The organism is Actinomadura kijaniata (genome assembly GCF_014138665.1).
In the GTDB taxonomy this organism is placed as follows: Bacteria; Actinomycetota; Actinomycetes; order Streptosporangiales; family Streptosporangiaceae; genus Spirillospora; species Spirillospora kijaniata.
On the sequence record NZ_JACJIA010000009.1, the window covers coordinates 308,161 to 334,402 of the forward strand.

18 protein-coding genes are annotated in these 26,242 nt (G+C 73.3%); 11 read left to right on the forward strand and 7 right to left on the reverse strand.

The window, feature by feature from the left end; translation table 11 throughout:
* The first annotated feature begins 133 nt into the window (after nt 1-133).
* The 3 genes from wecB to HNR61_RS31085 are packed head-to-tail and all read left to right on the forward strand — an operon-like array spanning nt 134 to nt 4,093.
* A complete protein-coding gene (gene wecB / locus HNR61_RS31075; RefSeq protein ID WP_182846801.1) occupies nt 134-1,201 on the forward strand; it encodes a non-hydrolyzing UDP-N-acetylglucosamine 2-epimerase in 1,068 nt (355 codons plus the stop codon).
* On the forward strand, nt 1,194-1,925 hold the full coding sequence (locus tag HNR61_RS31080) for a hypothetical protein (RefSeq protein WP_182846702.1): 732 nt from the start codon (nt 1,194-1,196) through the stop codon (nt 1,923-1,925). The genes wecB and HNR61_RS31080 overlap by 8 nt, the downstream gene beginning before the upstream one ends.
* 29 nt (nt 1,926-1,954) lie before the next feature.
* Complete coding sequence (locus HNR61_RS31085; protein WP_182846802.1) at nt 1,955-4,093, forward strand: glycosyltransferase; 2,139 nt, start codon at nt 1,955-1,957, stop codon at nt 4,091-4,093.
* Here the strand turns inward: HNR61_RS31085 and HNR61_RS31090 are convergent.
* Both HNR61_RS31090 and HNR61_RS31095 read right to left on the reverse strand, forming a co-directional pair.
* Nucleotides 4,083-7,493 carry a bifunctional glycosyltransferase/CDP-glycerol:glycerophosphate glycerophosphotransferase gene (locus HNR61_RS31090; protein ID WP_182846703.1) on the reverse strand — a complete coding sequence of 1,137 codons (3,411 nt, stop codon included), beginning with the start codon at nt 7,491-7,493 and terminating at the stop codon, nt 4,083-4,085. The genes HNR61_RS31085 and HNR61_RS31090 overlap by 11 nt on opposite strands.
* Before the next feature lie 133 nt (nt 7,494-7,626).
* Nucleotides 7,627-9,867 (reverse strand): bifunctional glycosyltransferase/CDP-glycerol:glycerophosphate glycerophosphotransferase, encoded by a 2,241-nt coding sequence (locus HNR61_RS31095; protein ID WP_182846704.1) that lies wholly within the window; start codon nt 9,865-9,867, stop codon nt 7,627-7,629.
* A gap of 646 nt (nt 9,868-10,513) precedes the next feature.
* On the opposite strand from HNR61_RS31095, the gene HNR61_RS31100 reads away from it, so the two are divergent.
* Nucleotides 10,514-12,088, forward strand: coding sequence for a hypothetical protein (locus HNR61_RS31100; RefSeq protein WP_182846705.1), 1,575 nt, complete (start codon nt 10,514-10,516; stop codon nt 12,086-12,088).
* Nucleotides 12,089-12,146: 58 nt separating this feature from the next.
* Here HNR61_RS31100 and HNR61_RS31105 read toward each other — a convergent pair whose 3' ends face one another.
* The 4 genes from HNR61_RS31105 to HNR61_RS31120 all read right to left on the reverse strand — a co-directional run bounded on the left by HNR61_RS31105 (nt 12,147) and on the right by HNR61_RS31120 (nt 16,994).
* Entirely contained in the window at nt 12,147-13,157 is a 1,011-nt protein-coding gene (locus tag HNR61_RS31105; RefSeq protein WP_182846706.1) for a CDP-alcohol phosphatidyltransferase family protein, read from the reverse strand.
* Between the two features lie 289 nt (nt 13,158-13,446).
* Entirely contained in the window at nt 13,447-14,562 is a 1,116-nt protein-coding gene (locus HNR61_RS31110) for an acyltransferase family protein (RefSeq protein WP_182846707.1), read from the reverse strand.
* Between the two features lie 85 nt (nt 14,563-14,647).
* Entirely contained in the window at nt 14,648-16,081 is a 1,434-nt protein-coding gene (locus HNR61_RS31115; RefSeq protein ID WP_182846708.1) for an LCP family protein, read from the reverse strand.
* A gap of 58 nt (nt 16,082-16,139) precedes the next feature.
* Nucleotides 16,140-16,994 carry a TIGR03089 family protein gene (locus tag HNR61_RS31120; protein ID WP_182846709.1) on the reverse strand — a complete coding sequence of 285 codons (855 nt, stop codon included), beginning with the start codon at nt 16,992-16,994 and terminating at the stop codon, nt 16,140-16,142.
* 118 nt (nt 16,995-17,112) lie between these two features.
* On the opposite strand from HNR61_RS31120, the gene HNR61_RS31125 reads away from it, so the two are divergent.
* The 3 genes from HNR61_RS31125 to HNR61_RS31135 are packed head-to-tail and all read left to right on the forward strand — an operon-like array spanning nt 17,113 to nt 21,267.
* Nucleotides 17,113-19,131 (forward strand): hypothetical protein, encoded by a 2,019-nt coding sequence (locus HNR61_RS31125; protein ID WP_182846710.1) that lies wholly within the window; start codon nt 17,113-17,115, stop codon nt 19,129-19,131.
* A 55-nt stretch (nt 19,132-19,186) separates the two neighbouring features.
* The gene (locus HNR61_RS31130; RefSeq protein ID WP_067821273.1) at nt 19,187-20,095 is read left to right on the forward strand and encodes a glycosyltransferase family 2 protein; all 909 of its coding nucleotides are present in this window, start codon (nt 19,187-19,189) and stop codon (nt 20,093-20,095) included.
* The gene (locus HNR61_RS31135) at nt 20,095-21,267 is read left to right on the forward strand and encodes a glycosyltransferase family 4 protein (RefSeq protein WP_182846711.1); all 1,173 of its coding nucleotides are present in this window, start codon (nt 20,095-20,097) and stop codon (nt 21,265-21,267) included. The genes HNR61_RS31130 and HNR61_RS31135 overlap by 1 nt, the downstream gene beginning before the upstream one ends.
* On the opposite strand, the gene HNR61_RS31140 is transcribed toward HNR61_RS31135, so the two are convergent.
* Complete coding sequence (locus HNR61_RS31140) at nt 21,240-22,187, reverse strand: lysylphosphatidylglycerol synthase transmembrane domain-containing protein (protein ID WP_312898181.1); 948 nt, start codon at nt 22,185-22,187, stop codon at nt 21,240-21,242. The two genes, HNR61_RS31135 and HNR61_RS31140, sit on opposite strands and share 28 nt — an antisense overlap.
* A gap of 67 nt (nt 22,188-22,254) precedes the next feature.
* Here HNR61_RS31140 and HNR61_RS31145 point away from each other — a divergent pair, with 67 nt between their 5' ends.
* The 4 genes from HNR61_RS31145 (at nt 22,255) to HNR61_RS31160 (ending at nt 26,200) form a co-directional block, all read left to right on the forward strand.
* The gene (locus HNR61_RS31145) at nt 22,255-22,965 is read left to right on the forward strand and encodes a class I SAM-dependent methyltransferase (RefSeq protein ID WP_182846712.1); all 711 of its coding nucleotides are present in this window, start codon (nt 22,255-22,257) and stop codon (nt 22,963-22,965) included.
* 72 nt (nt 22,966-23,037) lie between these two features.
* Nucleotides 23,038-24,210, forward strand: coding sequence for a glycosyltransferase family 4 protein (locus tag HNR61_RS31150; RefSeq protein ID WP_182846713.1), 1,173 nt, complete (start codon nt 23,038-23,040; stop codon nt 24,208-24,210).
* Between the two features lie 11 nt (nt 24,211-24,221).
* Entirely contained in the window at nt 24,222-25,292 is a 1,071-nt protein-coding gene (manB, locus tag HNR61_RS31155; RefSeq protein ID WP_182846714.1) for a mannose-1-phosphate guanylyltransferase, read from the forward strand.
* Between the two features lie 65 nt (nt 25,293-25,357).
* Complete coding sequence (locus HNR61_RS31160) at nt 25,358-26,200, forward strand: DNA-3-methyladenine glycosylase family protein (RefSeq protein WP_312898182.1); 843 nt, start codon at nt 25,358-25,360, stop codon at nt 26,198-26,200.
* Nucleotides 26,201-26,242: the final 42 nt, after the last annotated feature.

Here is a 26,242-nt window from a genome sequence, read left to right on the forward strand (position 1 = left end):
TCGGGTTCCACGATTTCGGCGAGGCCACTGACATCACTTGTTATTACTGGGAGTTCATGTTTCGGCAAGAAGGGAAATCGTGCAGGAATCACCATCCGCCGCACCCGTCTCCGCGCCGGTCTCCGGCCCGGTCCTGCACGTCCTGGGGGCCCGGCCGAACTTCGTCAAGGCCGCCCCCGTGATCCGGGCGCTGGGCGAGCGCGGCGCGCGCCAGACCGTCGTGCACACCGGGCAGCACTACGACGAGCGCATGTCCGACGTCTTCTTCCGCGACCTCGGCCTGCCCGAGCCGGACGTCAACCTCGGCGTCGGCTCCGGCGGCCACGCCGAGCAGACGGCGGCGCTGCTGGTCGGCCTGGAGCGCGAGTTCCTCGACCGCGCCCCCGCGCTGGTCGTCGTCTACGGCGACGTGAACTCCACGGTCGCCGCCGCGCTGGCCGCCGCCAAGATCCACATCCCGGTGGCGCACGTGGAGGCCGGGCTGCGGTCGTTCGACATGACGATGCCCGAGGAGGTCAACCGCCGCCTCACCGACCAGCTGTCGGACCTGTGCTTCGTCACCAGCCCCGAGGCGATCGGCCACCTGGCCGGCGAGGGCGTGCCCACCGGGCGGATCCACCTGGTCGGCAACCCGATGATCGACACGCTGCTGGCCAACCTGGACCGGTTCGACGTCGCCGCCGCCCGCGCCGCCCACGGCCTGCCCGGCCGCTACGTGCTGGCGACCCTGCACCGCCCCGCCAACGTCGACGACCCCGCCACCGCCAGGGCGCTGGTCGGGCACCTGCACGGCGTCGCCGACCTGGCCGACGTCGTGATCCCCGTGCACCCGCGCGGCCGCGCGACGCTGCTGGCCGCCGGGCTCGCCGACCACCCCCGCCTGCACGTCCTGGACCCGCTCGGCTACGTGGACTTCCTCGCCGCGGTGCGCGGCGCGGCGGCCGTCGTCACCGACTCCGGCGGGCTCCAGGAGGAGACGACGATCCTCGGCGTCCCCTGCCTGACGGTCCGCCCCAACACCGAACGGCCCGTCACCATCACCCACGGCACCAACCGCCTCGTCACGTTCGAGGAGGTCGTCCCCGCCGTCCGCAAGGCGCTGGAGGCCGGGACCGCGGGCGAGCGCCGCACGCCGCCGCTGTGGGACGGCGCGGCCGGGCCCCGCATCGCCGACATCATCCTGGAGTTCCTCGGTGACTAGCTCCGACGACCCCGTGAAGGCCCACCGCCAGGCCGCGCGGCTGCGCGCCCAGCTCAAGGAGAGCCAGACGCGCGTCCAGGAGCTGGAACGCCGCCTGGAGGCGCTGGAGAACTCCACGACCGTGCAGGTCGGCAGGCTGGTCGCGGGCGCGGCCCGCAACCCCAAGCGGCGCGCCCCCCGGCTGCCCCGCGAGCTGTACCGGGTCTGGAAGCAGCGGCACGCGCCCCGGCCCGCCAAGGGCGGCCGCAACGGGGAGCACCCCGTCGAGGCCGAGCGCGTCGACCGCCCCGAGAACCGGCTGCTGGTCGCCGGGCCCCACGAGGGGCCGATCGTCGCGGGCGTCCTGGCCCCCGGCACCGCCGACGCGCTGCGCCGCCGCATCCCCGCCCTGAAGGTCGTCGAGCTGTACCCGCACGACGCGGCGACGGTCCTGCCGGGCGCCGACGTGGACGCCCTCGTCGTGGACGCCCGCGCCGGGGACCCCGGCGGCCCGTGGGCCTACCTGGGAGTGCCGGGGATGTTCGACCGCGAACGCGCCCTGCACCACCTGCGCGACCTCGCCCACCGGCGCGACCTTCCCCGCGTCCTGGTCGGCGACCCCGTGCCCCCCGTCCTGGCGTCCCTGGACTGGGACGCCACCGATCTCGCCGCCGCCCTGTCCCACCGAAAGGATCTCCTGTGCGACCTCGCGCCCTCGTCTACGGCGACGTCGATCTCAACCTGATCGACGGTTCGGCGATCTGGGCCCAGGGCATGGTGCAGGCCCTCGCCCGCGCGGGCTGCGCGGTGACGCTGGTCCTGAAGGCCCCGGTCCGGACGGGACGCCTGGTCGACCCGCTGCGCGCCCTGCCGAACGTGACCGTCCGCAGCCCGCACGCCGAGGGGCTGGTCGCGACCGACCAGGGCATGCACCCCCGCACCGCCGCCACCGTCCTCGCCCGGATCGACGCCGCCGGCCCGCACGACCTGGTCGTGGTGCGGGGCCGCCGCCTGGCCGGGCGGCTCGCCCACACCGACCTGGCCGGACGGCTCTGGACGTACCTGACCGACGTCCCGCAGTCGGCGGAGGGCTTCACCGGGCAGGTGCGGGGCGAGCTCAACCGGGTCGCCGACGCCTCCCGGCTGCTGCTGTGCCAGACCGAGGAGCTGCGGGGCTTCCTGGAGAGCGCGGTGCCCGCCGCCGCGGGCAAGAGCGTGCTGTTCCCGCCGGTCGTCGTGCTCCCCGACGGCCTGGAGCCCCGCTCCGAGGGGGCCCCGGAGGACCGCACCCTGCGCATGGTCTACACCGGCAAGTTCGCCCCGCGCTGGAACACCCTGGAGATGACCCGGCTCCCGGCGCTGCTCGGCCGGCGCGGCGTGGACGCCGAGCTCCACATGGTCGGCGACAAGGTCCACGATGACCCCGAGGACCCCGGCTACGCGCCCCGGATGCGCGCGGCGCTGGAGGGCAGCCCCGGCGTGGTCTGGCACGGCGGCCACCCGCGCGCCGAGGCGATGCGGCTGACCGCCGCCGGGGACGTCGGCGTGTCCTGGCGGCACCCGAGCATGGACGCCAGCCTGGAGCTGTCCACCAAGATCCTGGAGTGCGGGGCGCTGAACGTGCCCGTCGTGCTCAACCGCACCCCCATGCACGAACGCCTCCTCGGCGCGGACTACCCGCTGTTCGCCGCGACGGAGGACGACGTGGTGGACGCGTTGACGCTGGTCGGCAAGAGCCCCGACGCCTACGCGCTGGCCGCCCGGCGCTGCCGCGACGCCGCCGCCGACTACACCCTGGACGCCGCCGCCGAACGCCTGACCCGCTCCCTGGCGGCGGCGTTCCCCGAACCCGACCGGCGGGTGCTGCGCGCCGGGGGCCGCAAGCTGCGCGTCGGCGTCGCCTCGCACGACCTGAAGTTCTTCACGCGGCTGCTGGAGTACTTCGACTCCCGGCCCGACATGGAGGTCCGCGTCGACCACTGGTCGGCGCTGCGCGCCCACGACCCCGAGCGCGGCCAGGAGCTCATCGACTGGGCCGACGTGATCATCTGCGAGTGGTGCGGGCCCAACGCCCTCTGGTACGCCGAGCGCAAGCGCCCCGGCCAGCGCCTGGTGGTCCGGCTGCACCGCTTCGAGCTGTACGCCGACTGGCCCAAGCGGCTGAACATCGACGCCGTCGACCAGGTGATCTGCGTCAGCCCCCACTACGCCGACCTGACCCGCCAGCTGACGGGCTGGCCGCACGACAAGGTCACCGTCGTCCCCAACTGGGTGGACGACGCCGACCTCGACCGCCCCAAGCTGCCCGGCGCCGAGCACCACCTCGGCTTCATCGGCGTCGCGCCGTCCCGCAAGCGCCTGGACCTGGCCCTGGACGTGCTGGAGCGCCTGCGCCGCGACGATCCGCGCTTCACGCTGTTCGTGAAGACCAAGCTCCCCTGGGAGTACTGGTGGATCTGGCAGAAGAAGGAGGAGCGCGAGCACTACGAGGAGGCGTTCCGCCGCATCCGCCGCTCCCCGCTGCTGGCGGGCGCGGTCGTGTTCGACGACTACGGCCGGGACGTGGCGGCGTGGCTGCGGCGCGTCGGGTTCGTGCTGTCCACCAGCGACGACGAGAGCTTCCACCTGGCGCCCGCCGAGGGCATGGCGTCCGGCGCGGTCCCGGCCCTGCTGCCGTGGCCGGGAGCCGACACGATCTACGACACGCGCTGGATCCACGACGGCACCGACGCGATGGCCGACGCGATCGCCGCGACGGTCGCCGAGGGACGCTGGGACACCGAGCGCCGCCTCGCCCAGTCGCAGGTCCGCAACGCCTACGCCCTGAACGAGGTCTGCCGCCGGTGGACGGACCTCCTGGCGGCAGAGGCGACGGACGCGGCCCCGGCGGGCCCGGCGGCGGCTACAGCCTGAACACCCGGTCGACGACGCGGGAGGCGGCCTTGCCGTCGTCGAGCGGGCAGAACCGCTCCACGAACGCGTCGTACCTCTCCTTGTAGTCCCGGGCCGTGACGTCGGCGTCGCGGATCGCCCCGATCAGGGCGTCCGACGACTCGACCAGCGGCCCGGGGGCCTCGGCCTCGAAGTCGAAGTAGAAGCCGCGCAGCCGGTCCCGGTAGTCGGCCAGGTCGTAGGTGAAGAACAGCATCGGCCGCCGGGTGTTGGCGTAGTCGAACATCACCGACGAGTAGTCCGTGATCATCACGTCGGCGACCAGGTACAGCTCGGCGATGTCGGGGTACAGCGACACGTCCCGCACGAACCCCGACCCGTCCTCGGGGACGCCGTCCACGACGTTGCTGTGCAGCCGCACCAGCAGCACGTGGTCGTCGCCCAGCTCGGCCCGCGCCCGGTCCAGGTCCAGCCGCATGTCGTGCCGGTAGCGGCCCCGGCTGTAGTACTGGTCGTCCCGCCAGGTCGGCGCGTACAGCACGATCCGCTTGCCGGCGGGGATGCCCAGCCTGGCCCGCACCCCGGCGGCGATCGCGTCGGCGTCGGGGTGGTACAGCACGTCGTTGCGCGGGTACCCGGCCTCGATCAGCTCTCCCTTGAACGAGAACGCGCGCCGGAAGATCTCGGTGCTGAACGGGTTGGGCGACAGCAGGTGGGTCCACTCCGGCAGCGTCGCCGCCACCGGCGCCTCGGCGGCCTTGCCCTTGCTCGCCTGGGCGCGCAGGGCGTGCTTCATGCCCGGCGCGTAGGCGAAGTGGACCTCCTTGATGTCCTTGCCGATCTTCTTCAGCGGGGTGCCGTGCCAGGTCTGCAGCACGGTCTGGTCGGGGTGCCGCTGGAACCAGTCGCCGAGGCGGTGGTTGGCGACGATGTACCGCGCCGACGCCATCGCCTCGTGCCACTCGCGCCCGTTCAGCCGGATCGGCCGGACGGTGTCGGGCAGCTCGACCTGGCCGTCGTTGACGACCCACAGCTGCTCCAGCTCCACGCCCCGGCGCACCAGCTCCTCGTGGATCGCGCGGGTGCTGTCGGAGTACTGGCGGCCGTTGAAGCAGGAGAACACCACCGCGTCGCGCAGCCCGGTCCGGGCGACCTTGGCGCGCGCCTCGGCGCGCAGCGCGGACGCGCCGTTGCCGCGCTCCTCGGGGGCGAGGTCGCTGGTCACCGCGATCACCAGGCCGTTGCCGCGCATCTCCAGCTCGTAGCCGCGCCGCCGCACCTCGACCGCGTGCGGCTCGATCGCCCCGGCGGCCCGCACGGCCAGCGGGCGCCCGCCCCGGGGCTGGAACAGCACGTCCCAGCGGCCCTGCCGCAGCGGCAGCACGCCCGCCACGCTCGGCACGGCCGCGACCGGCACCGACGCGCGCAGCCGGTCGCCGTCGGCGGTCATCGGGAAGGAGTAGTCCTTGCTGCGGCCCCGGCTGCGCAGCACCAGCTCGCCGTCGGCGTGGACCGGGTGGGCGCCGGTGACGGTCAGGGTGCCGTCGGCGGCGAGCACGGCGTTGTCCACCTGGAACCGGGAGGTGCGCAGTTCGAGGCGCAGGTACCCGGACGCGCCGCGCCCGGCGAACGCCTCCTGCACGCCGATCAGCCTGCGGACGTCGGCGGCGTCCTCGGCGAGCACCAGCGGCTCGCCGTCCAGCAGCACCGCCCAGTCGCGGGTGTCGTCGATGGCCTTGGGGTCGGCGTTGCCGTCGCCCTCGGGCAGCGGGACGCGCGCCCGGAAGGTGTTCCCGGAGACGGTGACCGGCACGTGCGCCACGTCGTCGCCGAGCGTCAGCGTCATCTCGCGGGGCGGCGCGGCGGCGGTGCCCTCGACCTCCAGCTCGTCCCCGGCCCAGCGCAGCGCGGTCGCGCGGGCGGTGACGGTCTCCACCGAGATCCGCAGCGCGCCGTCCACGATCCGCGGCACGATCCGCACGTCGTCGGCCACGTACTGGTACGGGGGACGCGCCCCGGACCCGCCGGTCCCGCCGCGCAGCGGGGCCGAGCGCAGCACGCCCGCGTTGAAGACGGTCGCCTCCACGTCCCAGTGGCCGTCCACCCACCGGCCGCGCCGCCGCAGCTTCTTCGGGTCGATCGTGAACTCGAACCCGGTCCACGGGCCCGCCTTCTTGCCCGGCTTGGGCGTCTTGCGGGCCAGCAGCGGGATGCGGCGGCGGCCCTGCCGCAGCGTCACGCTCTTGATCGCGGTCCAGCGGCGGCTGCTGGACACCGAGTTGATGTACGCCTCGCCGGACACCACCAGCCTGCCGTCGCGCCAGGCCACCTCGTGGACGCGGCTGCGCAGCCGCACCTCGGTGCGCGCCCGGTACAGCTCCGGCGGCAGGTCCATCTTGTCGTCCTTCCAGTACGGATGGACGACGTAGCGGTGCAGGCCCTCCCGGACGATCGCCGGGGAGGGCTTGCCGCGCGCGTAGCGGACGACCTTGACCAGCTCGGTGCGGCGGCGCTGGGCGGCCAGGTGCCACTTCAGCCGGGTCACCGCCGGCACGTAGGCCAGGGCCTGCGGCTCCAGCCAGTCGGCGTGCGCGGCGACCAGCTCGATGATCTGGTCGCGTTCGGGGTCGGCGGCGTCGGGCAGGCCGTCCAGGAACGCGCGCAGCTCCTCGTTCAGCACGGCGGTCAGGAACCGGCGGCGGTCCCGGGGCCGCCACGCGCCGTCCATCCGCTCCAGCACGGCCTTGACGGCGGCGAACGAGTGCGCGGCGGCCTGCGGCTCGGCGCACGGCTGCGGGGTGAGCTCGCCGCGGCGGCGCACCACCACGTCGGCGAGGACGTCCACCCCGTCGGCCAGGTGGTGCGCGGGCACCACGACGGCCAGATCCTCGTCCCGGTCCACGTCCGGGAACGCCAGCCGGTGCCGCTCCCAGAACGCCTTCCGGAACAGCTTGCCCGACACGGTCCGGTCGGCCAGCAGGTTCGGGCGCCGCCGGATGTGCGTCCCGGAGACGGTGTCGGCGAACGCCGCGCGCAGCGCGGCCGGGCGCACCGAGCCGCCCTCGCGGCGCACCGCGACCGAACCGGCGGCGAAGTCGCAGCCGCTGGCGGCCAGCGAGGCGTGCAGGCGGCGCAGCGCGTCGGCGGGCAGCACGTCGCCGTCGTCGGCGAACGCCAGGTACTCCCCGGTCGCCTGGCCGACGCCGATCGCCCGCGCCATGCCCCGGCTCGGCGCGCCCTGCCGGATCAGCCGGAACCGCTCGTCGGGCAGCTCCACCCCGGCGACGGCTCCGGTGCCGCCGTCCACCACCAGCACTTCGAGCTCACGGTGGGTCTGCTCGGCCAACGACTGGAGGGTCTCGGCGAGGTCCGCGCCGGTGCGGCGGGCGCTGACCACGACACTGATCCGATGAGTCGCCAAAGCGGGCTCCTTAAGGCGGGCCCCGCGCCCCCTGTCAGGGGCGCGGGGAACGGCGGAACGCCGGGTGCGGGGGGTTCACCTGGAACGCCGGAGGGGTCTTGGGGGAGGGGATCAGAAGGGTAACCGACCGGGGCTACCTCTTCGGCGGACGGCCGGCGTCCTTGTCGTCGAGGAAGATCCGGCGCACCGCGCGCTCGCTGGCCTGACCGTCCTCCCACGGGCAGAACCGCTCGCGGAACGCGTCGCGGAACTTGGTGTACTGCGACTCCCACGGGGCCCCGGACGCGAACGACTGGAGCAGCTCGTCCTCGGTGTAGGCCACCAGGCCGGGCGGGAACTCGGTGATGTCGAAGTTCACGCCGCGGGTGATCTTGTAGGTCTCCCAGTCGTTGGCGAAGACCACGATGGGCCGGTCCGGCAGCACCGCGTAGTCGAACATCGCCGACGAGTAGTCCGTCAGCATCGCGTCGGAGGCGATGTAGAGGTCCTCGACGGTCGGGTACGCCGACACGTCGATGACCCGCTCGGGGTCCAGCGTGCCGGGGGCCGGGCGGTAGAAGTAGTGCGCCCGCAGCAGCAGCACGTACTCGTCGCCCAGCTCGCGCGCGAACCGCTGGATGTCGAACATCGGCTCGAACTTGTTGCGGTACTCGCGGTGCGTGGGCGTGTAGAGGACGGCCTTCTTGCCCTCGGGGATCGCCAGCCGCTCGCGGAGGCGGGCCCTCTCCTTGCCGGTGGCGCGGACCAGGCGGTCGTTGCGGGGGTAGCCGATCTCCAGCATCTCGGCGTTCACCGGGAAGCTGCGCTCCCACGCCTCGGTCGTCAGCGGGTTGGCCGAGACGTGGAAGTCCCAGCGCTCGCTGCGCTCCATCAGCTCGGTGAAGTCCATCCCCTTGGCGCCGGCGGGGAAGTACTGCTGGTCCAGGCCCATGCGCTTGAGCGGGGTGCCGTGCTGCGTCATCACGTGCACCTGCCCCTTGCGCTTGATCACGTGGTTGGGGAAGTTCACGTTGTTGACGAAGTACCTGGACCGGGCCATCGTCCGGTAGTACTCGCGGGTCCCGCTGACCACGAACGGGACGCCCTTGGGCATCCCGGCCGCCTTGGACGGCTTGACGATCCAGACGCTGCGGACGTGCGGGGCCAGCTCCCTGGCCTTCTCGTACATCGCGGCCGGGTTGCAGGCGTAGCCGCGGTACCAGTAGGAGGCGAACACCGCGGTGTCGGCCTCGATCGGGCGGCGCAGCTGCGTGTGGTAGTACGCCCGCATGCCCTTGCGCTTGGCGAAGTTGATGCCCTTGCGGACCTTCTTCTTGGCCTTGCCCGCCTTCTTGCGCAGGGCCTTGCGCGCCATGAAGCGGTCGTAGCCCTTGAGGTCGTTCTTCCGGATGAACTCGTACTTGACGGCGAGCGTCTCCAGCAGCGGCCCGGGGTTCTTGGTGGCCGAGGCGATGGAGCCCTCGGTGGGCCGGTCGTGGCCCGCCGGGCGGTACTTGTTGAACGTCTTCGACATCTCGGCGAAGAACCGGGCGCGCTCGGACGGCGGCACGCGGTCGCCACGCTCCAGGATGACCAGCAGGTGCCAGATCGTCCGGTCGAACATCATCGGGCGGAACTGGTCGGCCTCCGGGCCCATGGAGTCCATGAACGCGAAGATCCGGTCGTACTGCGCGAACGCGTCGAAGTGCTTGGTGGAGGCGGTGCGGGTGATCGCGCCCTGCCGCCGCTGCCGGTAGATGTAGCAGACCTGGTCCAGCAGGCTGATCTTCTCGGCGGCCATGAGGACCGGGTAGGTGACGTTGACGTCCTCGTAGTACCCGTGGCTGAACCGCAGGCCGAGCCCCAGCAGGAAGTCCCGGCGGATCGCGCGGTTCCAGGCGGTCATCATCAGCCGCAGCACGCTCTGCCGGTCGGCGGCGGTGAACACGTCCGGGGCCGGGGGCTCGCGGAACAGGTGGTTGATCACGCTGCGCTTGACCCGGCCGTCCCAGTACTCGCGGGCGTAGTCGAAGACCAGCACGTCGGGGCGGGTCTCGCAGAGCCGGTCGTAGACCGACCGGACGCCGTCGGAGGTGGCGTAGTCGTCGCTGTCGAAGAACCACACGTAGTCGCCGGTGGCGCGGTCGAGGCCGACGTTGCGGGCCCCGCCGAGGCCCTGGTTCTCGGTCAGGTGGATCACCTGGAGGCGCGGGTCCCGGGCGGCGTACTCGTCGAGGATCTCGCCGCTGTGGTCGGGCGAGCAGTCGTTCACCGCGATGACCTCCAGGCTGGGGAGGTCGGGGACCAGGATCGAGTCCAGGCACTGCCGCAGGTATCCCTGCACCCGGTGGACCGGGACGATGATGCTGAGCGAGAGGGCGGGGCCGGAATTCATACAGTGGGCCAATCGACTACTGGACGGGCGGGCCGAGGGGAGCAGCCTGCGGGTGAACCGGCCGTGGAGCGCCGGTGTCCCGACAGAAGCGCCCTAGGGACTTTAGCGCCAACCGTGGGAGTTGGTTCGCCACTTGCTCATGTGAGGTTAACGCTGACTTCGGGCACAAAAGGGTATCCGGCGCCGTCGGACGATCAAATTGGACACAGAGCGTGACCGGTGTCCGGCAGGCGCCGGAGCGCGCCGGACGGCGACCCCGCGCGGACGGGCCCCGCGACCGGGCGGCGGCCTCCCGCGGAGGGCCGCGCACTCCGGCTCATCGGCCGTGACCTGGGCATAAACCGTCAATGTGACCTTTGGGAAGAGGCTGAGTAGGCTTTCGGGCGACCGACGTAACCGGATGTTCACTCAGCGTACCCATGGAATCGCCGATCACGGGGAGAACACCCGGCGACACCCCCCGCGCGTCGCCGGTCAACCGGGCGTGTCCGTCGGACGTCTGGCAGAGGGGGCGACCCCACGACCGGCCCGCGTTCCGCCGCCGGTGGCGTCGGCGACCGCCCCCCGCGGCGCGACGCTGCGTAATCATGGAGGCCGTCATCGAAACGGTAACGGCCCGGCCAAGGGAAGGCAGCCCAGTTTGCGTGTGGCAGAACTCGTGAGGCGGACGGCACGGGGCACGGGACGGTTCCTGGCGGCGCACGGCCTGTTCCTCGCCGCGCTGGCCGGGGCGGTGGCGCTGCGCTGGATCGCGATCCTCGGCTTCCCGTGGATCTTCTGGTTCGGGGACTCGCGGACGTACCTGAACGCGGCGATCCAGTTCGCCCCCGACGACCTGCGGCCGAGCGGGTACTCGGTGTTCCTGTGGGCGCTGCGGCCGTTCGAGAGCTGGACCGTGGTGCTGGCGGTCCAGCACGCGCTGGGCGCGCTCACCGGCGTCATGGTCTACGCGATCGTGTGGCGGGGGCTGCGGGCCGGCCGGCCGCGCTGGCGGCCCTGGGCGCCCGGCCTGGTGGCCACGCCGGTGACGCTGCCGGTGCTCTACGACGCCTACCAGATCCAGCTCGAACACATGCTCATGTCGGACGGGCTGTTCACGTTCCTGCTGACGGCGGGCGTGACGCTGGTGCTGTGGCGGCGCCGGGTGAGCTGGTGGGCGGCCGCGCCGGCGGGGCTCGCGCTGGGCGCGGCGGCGATGGTCCGCTCGGTCGGCCTGCCGCTGATCGCCGTGGTGCTGTTCTGCATGCTGCTGCGCCGCGCGGGCTGGCGGGCGCTGGTGTCGGTGGTCGCCGGGGTCGCCGTCCCGCTGCTGCTCTACCTGCACTGGTTCCACGGGACCTGGGGGGTCCACACCTTCACCAAGAGCGACCAGATCTGGATGTACGGCCGCGTCGTCGACTTCGCCCGCTGCGACGTGATCAAGCCGAGGCCCGAGCTGGAGGTGTTCTGCATGGACCACGTGCCGCCCCGGCCCCGGGTCCCCGCCCGGGCCTACCAGGCGATGTGGACCAGCGACACGCCGTTCCGCCACTTCCCCGAGGACAAGCGCAGCGTCCGCGCCAACGAGCTCGCCGGGGAGTTCGTCAAGGAGGCCATCGCCAAGCAGCCCGGCGACTACCTGAACGTGGTGGTCCGCGACACGCTGCGCGCGTTCGAGTGGAAGCGCGAGGACTACCCGACCCCCTGGACGGTGGCCCAGTACGACTTCCCGGTCGGCGCGTCCCAGTCGGACATGCAGCGGCTCTACCTCGACTGGTACACCAACGGCAGGCCGGTCATCCACCGCGTCGTGGAGCCGCAGGGCGCCTGGATGCGCGACTACCAGCACACCTTCTACCTGCGGGGCCCGTTCCTCGGGATCTACATGCTGGTGGGCCTGGCGGGCGTGCTGCTGCGCGTCCGGCGGCTGGGCGGCCCGGTCCTGCTGCCGTGGGGCATCGCGCTGGCCCTGCTGGTGGTCCCGGCGGCCACGGCGGACTTCGACTACCGCTACCTGCTGCCGTGCATCCCGTTCGCGGTGCTGGCGGCGGGCCTCACCCTGGCCCGCGAGCCCCGCGCGGTCGCGCACGCGCCCGCCCGGTCGGGGCCCGAGGCCGCGGGGGAGCCCGAGGCCGCCGACGCCCCGGAGACCTTCGACGACCCGGAAGCCCCCGACGAGCCGGAGACCTCCGAGGGGCCCGAGGCCGCCGAGGAGTCCGAGCACGAGGGCCAGCGCGCCTGAGACGGCGCCCCGGGAACGCGGAACGCCCCCGGCCACCGGCCGGGGGCGTTCCGCCGTCTCAGGGGGTCACGCGCTGTGCGAGTAGTGGAACCTGCTCGGGCAGCTCCGCGCGCAGCGCCTCGACCTTCCCCTCCAGCTTCGCCAGGCTGCGGCTGTAGTCGCGCGTGGAGAGCCAGAACTTGTAGATGATGACCAGCTCGAACGCCAGCAGCCCCGCGCCCGCCACGACCGTCGTCGGGATGATCGCGCCGGGGGCGGCCGCCGCCAGCACCGGGGCGACGACGAACACCCCCATCTGGAACTCGATGCCGCTGAACAGGTGCGGCCGGATGCGGGTGCGGGCCAGGAACGGGCGGATCCGCGCGTACCAGGGGAACTTCTCGTGGAAGCCCTGCTGGAGCACCTGGTGGGTGGGCTGCTCGCCCAGCACCCGGTCCTCCATGTCGGCCTCCGGGTCGCCGCGCAGCGCGCTCTCGGCGGCCCGCAGCTCCTCGCTGACGGCGGTGACGTCTTCGCCCCGGAGCCGGCGGGCGGCCAGCTCCAGCTCGTGGGCCTCCAGCCGGGTCGCGTTCAGCTTGGCCCGCATCTGGGCGCGGACCTTGTAGGTCTCCAGCGCGTCCATGTAGCGGAGCATGTCCAGGAACACCACGGCCACGGCGGTCCACACGTAGGCCACGTTGCCGGTGATCAGGTACTGCCCGGCCATCAGCGCGATCGCGCAGAGCAGCACGCGGATCCGGTCGAAGATGTAGTCCAGCCAGGCGCCGAAGACCGAGCCGTTGCCCTTCAGCCGGGCGATCTTGCCGTCCATGCAGTCGAGCGTGAACGACAGGTGGTACAGCAGCGCGCCGAGCAGGAGGTAGGGCCAGGTCCCGACGAGGAAGCAGGCGCCCGCCCCGAGGCCGAGGATCAGCGCGCCGACGGTGAGCTGGTTGGGGGTGATGTTGGTCCGGTTGGCCGTGACCTTGACCAGCCGGGCGGCGAGCGGGTCGACCAGCAGTACCGTCCACCATGCGTCACGCGCTTTGTACGTTCGTTGCCGAACGTCGTCCAGCGTGAAGTTCGCCATGGGGAACTGTCCTTTCCTCTTGCGATGAGACCTTCCCGCGCTGCGGGGGGTGATACCGGCCGAAGACGGTCGCGGGGGCCTCCGTGATGGTAGCGACCCCCGGAGGTTGGTTACCCTCTGTTGCTTTTTTGTCACATGTCGGGGTGACGGCCCGGGAGCGGACCGGCCGCGCCGGGCGGAGCCGACGTCCCACGCACAGTATTTCGCGTGGAAAGACCGGTATGCGGCACGACCGGGCAAGATCACGGGATTGAGACCTGGCGGCGCGCCGGGCCCCGCGCGGGGAGGGTCAGCGTTTCGCGCCGCCGCGCGCGGGCGGGCGCAGCCTGGTGAACGCCCAGGTCATCTTGGGCTCCAGCGCCCAGCTCATCGCCTTCTTGACCGGCGGGGAGCACAGGAACGTGCCGATCACGACCGCCCCGACGATGATCACGATCGTGCCGGGCGTGGTGGCCATCCAGTCGAGCTTCCACCAGCCGAAGAACGACAGCGCCCGCGTGACGAACCCGTGCAGCAGGTAGGCGTACAGGGTGTTGGCGCCCAGCGCGGTGAACCAGGTGCGGCGGCGCGGCACCACGGCCAGGAACGCGAACACCAGCACCGTCGCGCAGACCATCATGCCCATCCGCATCGCGGTGCCGGTGACGTTGTCGACGCCCAGGTCCTCGTGCGGCGACCGCCAGTAGATCCACTCCTTGGCCATGTGGTTCATGGCCAGGTAGGCGGCGCCCAGGCCGCCCGCCAGGATCCCGAACCCGATCCACCGCGACGACGGCCGCTTGACGACCTCGAAGTGCTCGGGCCGCAGCAGCAGGCCCAGCACGTAGAACGGCAGCAGCCCGATCACCCGGTGGATGTTGAAGGTGCCGCCGAGGTCGCTCATGTACGACAGCAGCGAGAACGCCACCGCCACCGCCAGCGGCCAGCGGATCTGCTGCCACACCGGGGTGGACAGCCGCCACATGAACAGCGCGCACAGGAACCAGGTCAGGTAGTACGGCTTCAGCAGGCTGATCTCAAGGGTGTTGCGGCCGACCAGCCAGTCGTAGGTGGAGTAGGCGGTCTCGAACACCACGTACGGCACGCCGACCGTGGTGATCAGCCGCCGGGCCTTGCTGCCGGAGAACGTCCAGTTCCGCGAGAGGTAGCCGGTGACCATGATGAACAGCGGCATGTGGAACATGTAGATGTACAGGTACAGCCCCTTGGCGAGCGGCACCTTCATCAGCCCGGCGATGGCGTGGCCGACCACCACCAGGATGATCGCCAGGAACTTGGCGTTGTCGAAGAACGGGTCGCGCTCCTTGCGCCGGGGCGCGGGCGCCGCCTCCCGCCCCCCCGTCCCGGCGGCCGGGTCGGGGGGCGTCGGCGGTGTCTCCGTTGCGGGCCTGAGCGTGTACGTCATGAGGCGGGGGCGACCCTCGGGATAGGGGGACTGCTGGGATCGGGGCCGTGCGGGGCCACGGCGTCGCGGGTCGGGATGTCGCGGATCAGGGCTTCTTGCAGGGGTCCTCGTTGGCGCGGATCTCGCCCTGGACCTTGGTGGGCAGGCCCGCGCTGCGGGCCTTCACGCCCGGCCACCCGCTGCCGACGATCAGGTCCACCACGCCCGCCGCGCCGCCGGAGGTGCGGGCCTGCGGCTGCGGGGCGCCGTTGATCGCCTTGGCGAGGGTCTGGGCGTGCTGGTCGGAGCCGGGGCCGTACAGCACGCGGGTGGCGGTCTGCCGGCCCGGCGCGTTGCCGCCGACCTCGACCTGGAAGCCCTGGGCGCGCAGGTCCTCGGCCACCCGGCCGGCCTGGCCGTAGATGCCGCTGCCGTTGAAGACGCGGACCCTGACCTGGCTGGCGGGGATCTTCGGCGCGCTGCCCTTGGGCTCGGGCGCGGGCACGGTCTTGTCGTTGCGGACGGCCGCGAAGAACGGCTGGGCCGCGGCGGTGAGCGCGACCCGGTTGGGGTCGAGCGGGTCCGGGCCGGACGGGACGGTGACGAAGCGCAGCTTGCCCGAGGACATGCCCTGCATCCCCTGGGCGATCTGCATCATCGTCGAGATCTTGAGCTCGCTGTCGGTGGTCAGCGACTTGGTGACCGCGCTGAGCAGCCCGGTCAGCTTGCCGGGGTCGCTGAGCACGCCCTTGCTGAGCGCCCGGTCGGCCAGCGCGCCCATGAACTTCTGCTGGCGCTTGATGCGGTCGGTGTCGGAGCCGTCGCCGAGGCCGTACCGGTTGCGGACGTAGGCCAGCGCGGTCTCGCCGCTGATGACGTGCCGCCCGGCGGACAGCCGCAGCTTGGACTTGGGGTCGTTGACGCTCTTGCTCAGGCAGACCGGGACGCCGCCGACGGCCTGGGTGATCGTCTTGAAGCCGTTGAAGTCGACCTGCACGAAGTGGTCGATCTTGATCTGGCTGAGCTTCTCGATGGTGGCGACCACGCAGGGCGCGCCGCCGATGGTGAACGCCGAGTTGATCTGCGCCCGGGACTGCGGGGCCGACCGGCCGCCGTTGGCGGTCTTGCAGGGCGGCATCTGCACCATCAGGTCGCGGGGGAAGCTGATGCCCATCGCCTGGCCGCCGCCGGGCGACAGGTGCAGCAGGATCATGGTGTCGGAGCGGGGCGGGTCGTTCCGCATCTGCCGCCCGTACTTGCCGTTGGCGCCAGCGCGGGTGTCGGACCCGAGCAGCAGGATGTTCAGCGCGCTGTTGAGCTTCTTCGGCCGGTCCCTGCCCAGCGCGGCGTTGAGGTCCTGCTGGTTGATGTTGCCCATCACCTTCCGGTAGTAGCCGTAGAAGGTGAGCGAGGAGACCACCAGCAGGACCGACAGGCCGATCGACACCCAGCCGAGGATGCGCCAGCCGCGTCGCCGCGCCGGATCCTGGGGCGGATCGGCGTCGTCGACGTACTCCATGTACATCGGGTTGCTGTTCATCGGCTCCGTGGGTGGGGGCTTGGCCCGCTTCCTGGGGGGTCGGGAAACAGAGAGTAGGTCAGGCGAGCCGGTGTACGGACCCGGATGCGTCATTCCATCCGGACAGTCCGGCCACCGCGGTCACATGCTCCAGGGTCACGCGGCGATCTAGGGATGTTTTGTCGAAGTTTCGTTGGATTATGACGGAAGCCCCTGAGGTTAGTGGTGCAAGAAGACCGGCCTGAACCCCGAGGGGTGTGGTGTACGGCATGTCAACCAACACCCTGTCCTGGGCGTCCAGCCCCCATTTCGCCGCGTGTGCGCGGGCTTCGGCCACCAGCTGCGCCCCGGTGAATGTGGCCTTTGTCACAGATAGGGCTGGTGTGTCAGGCGTGACTCCCGGGGGCGGGGTGAACCGGTCGCCGTACGACCGCACCTCCACGGCGTAGTCGGTGATCCCGGGCGGGGCCTCGGCCAGCGGCCCGCCGAGCGCGTGCAGCGACAGCCCGACGACCTCCTCGGCGTCCGGGTCGTCCAGCACGTCCGGCAGCACCTCCTCGGCCGCCGCCAGCAGGTAGGGCTCCCCGGCCGGGCCGGCCCCGACCAGATCGGCCAGGTCGCCGCCCCGGCCGCGCACCTCCGCCGGGTCGAGCGGCCGGGCGACCAGCCCCGCCGACCAGCAGGCCAGCAGCCACACCGCCGTCTGCCAGTGCGGCGGCAGCGCCAGCGCCACGCGCGTGCCCGGCTGCGCGCCCAGCCCGTCCACCAGCAGGTTCGCGGTCTTGGCGACCCAGTTGTCGAACGTGCGCGCCGACAGCTCCACCCGCTCGCCGGTCCGGTCGTCGTAGAACGTCACGAACGGCCGGGACGGGTCGGCGGCGACCCTCCGACGCAGCAGGTCGGCCGGCGACCGGACGTCGCTCACATCGCTCATGGAGCAGAAGGGTATGGCTTGTCCCCGCTCCGGCCCGCCTCCCGGTGGGCGCGGTGGGCGAGCCGCTACGCTCCGCGACGATGGATCCACATTCCGACGGACCGGGGCGCCCGCGGGCATGACCTGGGGCCGGCTGCTCGCCCGCATGACCCTCGCCCCGGTCCTGCTGTGCACGGCGTGGCTGGCGGTGTCGTCGGCGTTGCTGCTGGCGGGGGCGTTCGGGCCGGGCCCGGCGTTCGCGCTGTTCCTGCCGGCCGCCGCGCTGGCGCTGTGGCGGGGGTGGCGGTACGCGCCCGCGCCGGACGGGGGGCCGCGCGCGCCGTGGTGGTCGCCGGCCGGGGTCGCGCTGGTGGCGGCCGGGTTCCTGGCGGCGCAGATCGCCCTGCGCTCCGAGCAGGTCATCGTGCGCCGCGACCCGGGGGCCTACGCGCAGATCGCGATCTGGCTCGGCGACCACGGCTCGCTGCCGATCCCGCAGGCGCGCTGGGCGTTCGGCGGCGCCGACCCGGCGCTGGAGTTCGGCGGCCCGGGGTTCGCCCAGGCGGGCGAGGCGGTGGTCCCGGCGTTCGCGGCCGGGCTGCCGCTGCTGCTGGCGCTCGGCGGCTGGATCGGCGGCGTGCAGGGGTCGCTGCTGACGGCCCCGCTGCTGGGGACGGGCGCGGTGCTGACGTTCGGCGGGCTGACGGCGCGGCTGGTCGGGCCCCGGTGGGCTCCGGTGGGGGCGCTGCTGCTGGCGCTGACCGCGCCGATGATCTGGGTGTCGCGGGCCGCGTTCAGCGAACTCCCCGCGCTGGTGCTGCTGCTCGGCGGGCTGTGCCTGCTGCACGACGCCCGGCCGCACGCCAGGGACGGCCGGTACCGGGGCAAGGCGCTGCTGGCCGGGCTGGCGTTCGGGCTGGTCGTGCTGGTGCGGATCGACGGGCTGCGGGACGTGCTGCCGGTCGCGGTGGCCGCCGTGCTGCTGACCGCGCGGCGGCGGCGCGCCGGGCCGATGCTGGCGGCGGGCCTGACCGCGGGCGCGGGCGCCGGGCTGGCCGCGGGGCTGCTGCTGACCCGGCCCCACCCGCGGTACCCGCACGACTCGCCGGTCCCGCTGCTGCTGGGCACGGCGCTGGCGCTGGCCGCGGCCGGAGGGCTGGCGTTCCTGCTGCGCGGCCGGCACACCGGGCCGCGGCTGAAGAACCTGACGACCCCGCTGACGCGCGGGTGGCCGCCGAACGCCGCGGCGGTCCTCCCCCTGGCGGCGGTCGCGGTGCTGGCGGCCCGGCCGCTGGCGCAGACGGTGCGGTCGGCGTCCGTCGACGGCCCGGCCGAACGGTTCGTCGCGGAGGTGCAGCGCCTCAACGGCCTGCCCGCCGACCCCGCCCGCCAGTACGCGGAGATCTCGCTGTACTGGGTCATCTGGTACGTCGGGGTGCCGGTGCTGCTGCTGGCGGCCGTCGCGGCGGGCCTGCTGCTGCGGCGGCTGCTGCTCGGCCGCGCGCCCGGCTGGGGCGTCCCCCTCGCGGTGGTGGGATGGGCGACGGCGACGGCGCTGTGGCGGCCCGCCGTCGCGCCCGACCATCCGTGGGCGTCGCGGCGGCTGGCCGACATCGTGATCCCCGGCCTGGTGCTGCTGGCGGTGTGGGGTGCGGTGTGGACGGTGCGGCGGTTCCGGTGCGCCGGATACGGGACGGTGGTCGTCGCGGCGGCGGCGTGGGTCGCGGTGACGACGCTGGCCGCGCCGGTCGCGCTGGCGTCGGCGTGGCTGTGGAACGCGCGCACCGACCAGGGCGAGGTCGCCGCCGTGCGCGGGCTGTGCGCCCGGCTGGGGCCGGGCCGTTCGGTCGTGGCGCTGGACCGGCCGACCGCCGACCGGTTCCTGCCGGTGGTGCGGTCGATGTGCGGGCTGCCCGCCGCGGCCGTCACCGCCGCCGCCACCCCCGAGGACGTGCGCCGCGTCGCCGACCGGGTCTACCGCGCCGGCCGGCGGCCGGTGCTGCTGGCCGCCGACCCGGCGCCGCTGGCGCCCCACGGGCCGGTCGCCCCCGGCCTCGCGCTGCGCACCCGGCAGGACGAGCGCACGCTGCTGGTCCCCCCGGGCGGCACGCTGCCGCTGGAGATCGACGTGTGGCTCACCTTCCCGCCGCGCCGGTGACCCCGCGCGCCGGACCGTCCGCGCCGGGCCGCCGGGGCGAGTATTCTCGCCGTGCGTGAGTACCGAGCCCAGCGAATCCGTGCACGTGACGATCGTGCTGCCCTGCTACAACGAGCAGGATCACGTGATCGACGAGGTGGAGCGCATCACCAAGGCGATGGACGCCAGCGGCAAGACCTATGAGCTGCTGGCCATCGACGACCGCTCCACCGACGAGACCCTGGCACGGCTGCGGGAGGCCGAACCGCGCTTCCCGCACCTGAGGGTGATCGCCTTCCAGCACAACAGCGGCTCGGGCACCGTCCGCCGGATCGGCACCCAGCAGGCCCGCGGCGAGATCGTCGTGTGGACCGACGCCGACATGACCTACCCCAACGAGCGCATCCCCGAGCTGGTGGAGATCCTCGACACCGACCCGGCGGTCGACCAGGTCGTCGGGGCCCGCAAGACCGAGGAGGGCACGCACAAGCTCCTGCGGGTGCCCGCCAAGTGGTTCATCCGCAAGGTCGCCGAGCGGCTCACCAACACGCGGATCCCCGACCTGAACTCGGGGCTGCGGGCGTTCCGCCGCCAGGTGTCGCTGCCCTACCTGCGGCTGCTGCCGCCCGGGTTCTCCTGCGTCACCACGATCACCATCGCGTTCCTGTCGAACCAGCACCCGGTGCACTACCTGCCGATCGACTACTACAAGCGGGCCGGCAAGTCGAAGTTCCACTTCTTCAAGGACGCCTACCGCTACATCCTCCAGGTCCTGCGGATGGTGATGTACTTCAACCCGCTCAAGGTCCTGATGCCGCCCGCGCTGTGGCTGATCGTGATCGGCCTGCTCAAGGGCGTGTTCGACATGGTCGTCCACTTCGGCTACTTCGCCAACAACACCATCATGATCTTCGTGACGGGGTTGATCATCGGATCGATGGCCCTGCTGGCGGACCTGATCGTGAGATCCCGGGGAGACGTCTAGTGCGCATCGCGATCGTCGGTCCCGCGTTCCCCTACAAGGGCGGCGGGGCGCAGCACACCACCGAGCTGGCGCACCGGCTGGCCGCCGCCGGGCACACCGTGCGGATCGAGACCTGGCGCGCCCAGTACCCGGGGTTCCTGTACCCGGGCCGGCAGACGATCGAGGAGCCGGAGGGGGAGCCGTTCCCCAACACCGGCCGCGACCTGGACTGGCGGCGTCCCGACGGCTGGTTCCGCGTCGGCCGCGCCCTGCGGTCGGCCGACCTGGTGGTGCTGTCGGTCCTCAGCCCCGTGCAGGTGCCGTCCTACCTGGGCATCCTCACCGGCATCGGCGGGAAGGCCCGGACGGTCGCGCTGTGCCACAACGTCCTGCCGCACGAGCGCAAGCCCTACGACGTCCCCCTGATGAAGAAGCTGCTGGGCCGGGTGGACGGCGTCCTGGTCCACTCCGCCCAGCAGGCGGACCTGGCCCGCGGCCTGACCGCCAGGCCGATCCGCACCGCCGAGATGCCCGCCCACCTCCCCAGGGCGGACTCCCTGCTCGCCCGAACCCCGGCCGTCAGCCGTGCGGAGCACGTGGAGGGCGCCCGGCGCCCGGAGCGGAGCGAGGACGGACACCACCGGGAGCCGGGGGGTGTGGGGGGTCGTCCCCCCACGCGGAAGCGCCTGCTCTTCTTCGGCATCGTCCGGCCCTACAAGGGGCTGGACATCCTGCTGCGGGCGCTCGCCAAGGGGCCCGAGGACGTGTCGCTGACCGTCGCGGGCGAGTTCTGGGGCGGGCTGGACGAGACCAGGGCGCTGATCGGCGAGCTGGGCCTGAACGCCCGGGTGGACCTGCGGCCGGGCTACGTCCCCGCCTCGGAGATGCCCGCCCTGTTCGCCAGCGCCGACGCCCTGGTGCTGCCGTACCGGACCGCGACGGCCTCCCAGAACGTCTGGATCGCCCACGAGCACGGCCTCCCGGTGATCGCGACGACCGTCGGCGGCTTCCCCGACCAGGTCCGCGACGGCGTGGACGGCCTGCTGGTCGGCCCCGAGGACGTGAGCTCGCTGGCCGACGCGATCCGCCGCTTCTACGCGCCGGGCGAGCCGGAGCGGCTGCGCTCCCAGGTGCGCCCGGTGGACCACGGCCCCCTCTGGGACGCCTACGTGGCCGAGCTGACCTCGTCCTGAGCCGGGGCGGGCGGCCTCGGCCGCCCGCCCAGCAGGACCGCCACCCCCGCGCCCAGCAGGTCGGCGACCGTCAGCAGCACCCGGGACGCCAGCGCCACCACGATCGGGGCCCCGGCGGGCAGCACCGGGCTCAGCACCACGACCATCGCGCCCTCGCGCGCCCCGATCCCGCCGGGCGCGATGAACACCAGGAACCCCGCGACGAACGCCAGCGCGTACGCGCCCGTCGCCACGAACGGCAGGCTCGGCCCGTCCCCGCCGACGGCCATGCACAGCAGCCACAGGTGGACGCCGAACAGCAGCCAGCCGGCCAGCGTCCACACCACCGCGACCAGCGTCGCGCCGAGCCCGACGGGGTGCTCCAGCGGGGGCCGCCGCACGATCCGCAGCGCGGTGTCCAGCCCCCACGTCACGATCCTCGGATGGAGGCAGGCCAGCAGCACCGGGGCCAGCGGGAACAGCCACCAGTAGCGCTCCCGCGCGGCGGGGGAGGACAGCGGCAGCGTCACCGCCGCGACCGCCAGCCCGCACGCGGTGGACGTGGCGATCGCCAGCATCGTCGCCGAGAAGCTGCGCGCCCGGGGCACCTGGTGCTCGCGCGCCATCTCGATCTGCGTGACCAGCGCCCACACCTTGCCCGGCACGTACTTGCCCAGCGCGGAGATCGCGGTGATCCGGAACGCGGGCCGCAGCGGCATCGGCGAGCCCAGGCCCACCAGGAACGTCCGCCACCCCAGCATCCACGCGAACAGCCCGGCCGCGCCGAACGCGAACGCCCCCAGCAGCGTCCCCGCCGACATCTGCTCGAACGCCCGCACGGTCGCGTCCCACTGCGAGACCAGGCTCCACGCGCAGAAACCCAGCGCGAGCAGCACCAACAGCACACGGACGGTCCGCACCGCGAGGGCCTTGACGTTCACCGCACCAGGGTAGGTGAACGCGCCCACCTCGCACGCACGGCGCCGTTCCCGCCGTAAAGTGGCGCCGATGAAACTCTCCGATGTGGTCGCCTTCATGGGGCACCAGGTGCATGTCTGCCGGTACCGAGAGGCCGGGACGCTGCTCGACTGGATGGGCCGGGACCTGCGCGGCAAACGCGTCCTGGACGTCGCGGGCGGCGACGGCTACTGGGCGGGTCAGACCGTCAGGCGCGGCGCGTGGGCGGTCTCGATCGACCTGGCCCGCAAGAAGATGGTCTACGGGCAGAGCCTGGCGCACCCCCCGGCGCTGATCGAGTGCGACGCGCTGAAGCTGCCGTTCCGGGACGGGTCGTTCGACGCGATCCTGTCGGTCTGCGCGATCGAGCACTTCGACGACGGCGGCAGGTCGCTGGACGAGATGGCCCGGGTGCTCGCGCCCGGCGGCGAGCTGTTCATGTCGGCCGACGTGCTGAGCCGCGCCGACGCCTGGCCGAAGCTGCGCGACGCGCACAAGGCCAAGTACCACGTGCAGCACACCTACACCCACGAGACGCTGGGCAAGCTGCTCGACGAGCGCGGCATGGACCTGGTCCGGTACAGCTACCAGTTCCGGACGGCGGCGGCCGAGCGGCTGTACCTGTCGCTGTCGGCCTACGGGGGCAGGGTGGGCTTCAACGCCGCCGCCCCCCTCACCCCGCTGGTGGCGCTCGCCGACCGCGGGGCGCCCAACGACAGGGGCAGCATCGTGCTGCTGCACGCCCGCAAAAGGTCCGCCTAGCCCCGGCGGGGGCGTAGGCTGAGGGCAAAGAGTGATCTACGCCACTCACTTCCACCGGAAGGGGTGAGCCCCGTGACGGGATCGGTCGGCACCGACCGCCGCCGGACACCTCGGGTTCTGATCGACGCCACCGCCGTCCCGGCCGACCGGGGCGGGCTGGGGCGGTACGTGGAGGGCCTGCTGGGCGCGCTGCACGCGCTCGGCGCGGACCTGGCCGTGGCCTGCCAGCGCGCCGACGAGCAGCACTTCGCCAGGCTCGCCCCGGACGCGCGGGTGGTGCCGGGCCCGGCGGCGCTCGCGCACCGGGCGTCCCGGCTCGCCTGGGAGCAGACCGGGCTGCCGCAGGTCGCCGAGCGCGTCGCGGCCGACGTCATCCACCTGCCGACCTACACGATCCCGACCCGGCCCGGCCGCCCCACGGTCGTGACGATCCACGACGTGACGCTGTTCACCGAGCCCGAGCGCCACGACCCGCTGCGCACCACCTACGTCAAGTCCGCCACCCGCACGGCCGCGCGCCGCGCGACGCGGCTGGTCGCGCCGTCCCGGGCGACGCGCGACGAGCTGGTGCGGGTGCTGGGGGCCGACCCCTCGCACATCGACGTGGCCTACCACGGCGTGGACCACCAGGTCTTCCACCGGCCGTCCGAGGACGAGGTCAAGTCGGTGTCGGACCGGCTCGGCCTGCACGGCTACCCCTACGTGGCGTACCTGGGGGCGCTGGAGCCGCGCAAGAACGTCCCCAACCTGATCCGCGGCTGGGCGCGGGCCTGCGAGCACCTGCCCGAGCCGCCCGCGCTGGTGCTGGCGGGCGGCGGCGGCTGGGACGACGAGGTGGACGCGGCGCTGGCGACCGTTCCGCTGGGGCTGCGGGTGGTGCGGCCCGGCTACCTGCCGTGGGCGGCGCTGCCGGGGTTCTTCGGCGGGGCGCTGGTGGTGGCGCTGCCCAGCCGGTGCGAGGGGTTCGGGCTGCCGGTGCTGGAGGCGATGGCGTGCGGCGCGCCGGTGCTGACCACGCGGCGCGGCCCGCTGCCGGAGGTCGGGGGCGACGCGGTCGCCTACACCGAACCCGATCCGGCGGGCATCGCGGCGGCGCTGGAGTCCCTGGTGGTGGACCCCGACCGCCGCCGGGAGCTGGCCGCCGCGGCGGTCGCGCGGTCGCGGGAGTTCAGCTGGGAGGAGTCGGCGCGGGCGCATCTGCGGTCGTATGAGCGAGCCGTCTCCCAGTACGCCGCTTCCCGGTAGTTTGGTCGCCCATGGAAGCCATCTTGCTGGTCGGGGGCCGGGGGACGCGCCTGCGGCCGTTGACGATCTCGACGCCGAAGCCGCTGCTGCCCACCGCCGGGGCTCCGTTCCTGGCGCACCAGCTCGCGCGGGCGCACGCCGCCGGGGTGACCCGCATCGTGTTCGCGACCTCCTACCGGGCGGAGATGTTCGAGGCGGCGTTCGGCACCTCCGCGCACGGCGTGGAGCTGACCTACGTCAGCGAGCGTGAGCCCCTGGGCACCGGCGGCGCGATCCGCAACGCCGCGCCCGCGCTCACCAGCGGGCCCGACGACCCCGTCCTGATCCTCAACGGCGACATCCTGTCCGGCCACGACGTGCGCGCCCAGGTGGAGCTGCACGAGAAGGCCGGGGCCGCCGCGACGCTGCACCTGACGAAGGTGGAGGACCCCTCCCGGTTCGGGTCGGTGCCGACCGACGGGCAGGGCCGGGTGACGGCGTTCCTGGAGAAGACCAACAACCCCGTCACCGACCAGATCAACGCGGGCTGCTACGTGTTCCGCCGCTCGGCGATCGACACGATCCCCGAGGGCGAGGTCGTGTCGGTGGAGCGCGAGACGTTCCCCGGACTGATCTCCTCCGGGCAGGTCGTCATGGGGCATGTCGAGGCGGGCTACTGGCTGGACGTGGGCACGCCCGAGGCGTTCGTGCAGGGCTCCCGCGACCTGGTCCTCGGCCGGATCGCCTCGCCCGCGATGCCGGGCGAGCCGGGCCAGCGGCTGCTGCTGGACGGCGCGGTCGTGTCGCCCCGCGCGGTGGTGCGCGGCGGGACGGCCGTCGGGCGCGGCGCGGAGGTCGAGGGCGGCGCGACCGTGGAGGGCAGCGTGCTCCAGGACGGCGCGTTCGTGGCCGAGGGCGCGACGGTCCGCGACTCGGTGGTCGGGCGCGGCGCGCGGGTCGGCGCGGGCGCGGTGCTGGACGGGGTGATCCTGGGCGACGGCGCGTCCGTCGGCCCCGGCAACGAGCTGCGCAACGGGCTGCGCCTGTGGCCGGGCATCGCGCTGCCGCCGACCGCCGTGCGGTTCTCGGCCGACGACTCCTGAGCGCGGGGCTCGCGAACGTGCTGACCCGGGACTGGACCGCGCCGTGGCCCCTGGATCTCAGACGGGTGCTACGGCCGGTCCGGCGCGGGCCGAACGACCCGGCGTTCCGGATCGACCGCGACGGGACGTTCTGGCGCGCCTGCCGCACGCCCGAGGGGCCGGGGACGCTGCGGCTGCGGCAGCGGGGGAGCGTCGTCCACGCCGCCGCCTGGGGTGAGGGCGCGGGCTGGCTGCTGGAGGGCCTGCCGGAGCTGCTGGGCGCCGGCGACGTCCCCGAGGAGTTCGTGGCGCGCCACCCGGCCGTCGCGGAGGCGGTGCGGCGCAGCGCCGGGCTGCGCCTGGCCCGGACCGGTCTGGTCTTCGAGGCGCTGGTGCCGTCGATCCTGGAGCAGAAGGTCCTGCTGGAGGAGGCGTGGCGGGCCTGGGGGTACCTGCTGCGCCGGTTCGGCGAGCCCGCCCCCGGCCCGGCGGAGTCGACCCGGGGGCTGCGGGTCCCGCCGCCGCCCCGGGTCTGGGCGCTGATCCCGTCGTGGGAGTGGCACCGCAGCGGGGCCGAGCCCGTCCGGGCCCGCACCATCGTCGGTGCGGCCCGGATGGCGGACCGGCTGGAGGCCGACCCCTCGATGGAGCGGCTGACCTCCCTGCCGGGCATCGGGGTCTGGACGGCCGCCGAGGCCCGCCAGCGGGCGCTGGGCGACGCCGACGCGGTCTCCGTCGGCGACTACCACCTGCCCCGGATCGTGGGCCGGGCGCTGTGCGGCCGCCCCGTGGACGACGCCGGGATGCTGGAGCTGCTGGCCCCGTACGCGGGTCACCGGCACCGCGTCATCAGACTGCTTGAAGTTCACGGCGCGCGTGCCGAGCGTCGCGCTCCGCGTCTTCCGGTGCGTGACTACCGGCGGTTCTGAAAGAGGGCTCGGTCCTCCGGCGCAGCCGGAAGTTGTTGGGGG

Excerpts from the sequence above, each read along its gene's own strand:
- HNR61_RS31085 (WP_182846802.1), top strand. The coding sequence starts at position 1,955 with ATGGTGCAGGCCCTCGCCCGCGCGGGCTGCGCGGTGACGCTGGTCCTG.
- HNR61_RS31095 (WP_182846704.1), bottom strand. The coding sequence starts at position 9,867 with ATGAATTCCGGCCCCGCCCTCTCGCTCAGCATCATCGTCCCGGTCCAC.
- HNR61_RS31105 (WP_182846706.1), bottom strand. The coding sequence starts at position 13,157 with ATGGCGAACTTCACGCTGGACGACGTTCGGCAACGAACGTACAAAGCG.
- HNR61_RS31110 (WP_182846707.1), bottom strand. The coding sequence starts at position 14,562 with ATGACGTACACGCTCAGGCCCGCAACGGAGACACCGCCGACGCCCCCC.
- HNR61_RS31115 (WP_182846708.1), bottom strand. The coding sequence starts at position 16,081 with ATGAACAGCAACCCGATGTACATGGAGTACGTCGACGACGCCGATCCG.
- HNR61_RS31120 (WP_182846709.1), bottom strand. The coding sequence starts at position 16,994 with ATGAGCGATGTGAGCGACGTCCGGTCGCCGGCCGACCTGCTGCGTCGG.
- HNR61_RS31125 (WP_182846710.1), top strand. The coding sequence starts at position 17,113 with ATGACCTGGGGCCGGCTGCTCGCCCGCATGACCCTCGCCCCGGTCCTG.
- HNR61_RS31145 (WP_182846712.1), top strand. The coding sequence starts at position 22,255 with ATGAAACTCTCCGATGTGGTCGCCTTCATGGGGCACCAGGTGCATGTC.
- manB (WP_182846714.1), top strand. The coding sequence starts at position 24,222 with ATGGAAGCCATCTTGCTGGTCGGGGGCCGGGGGACGCGCCTGCGGCCG.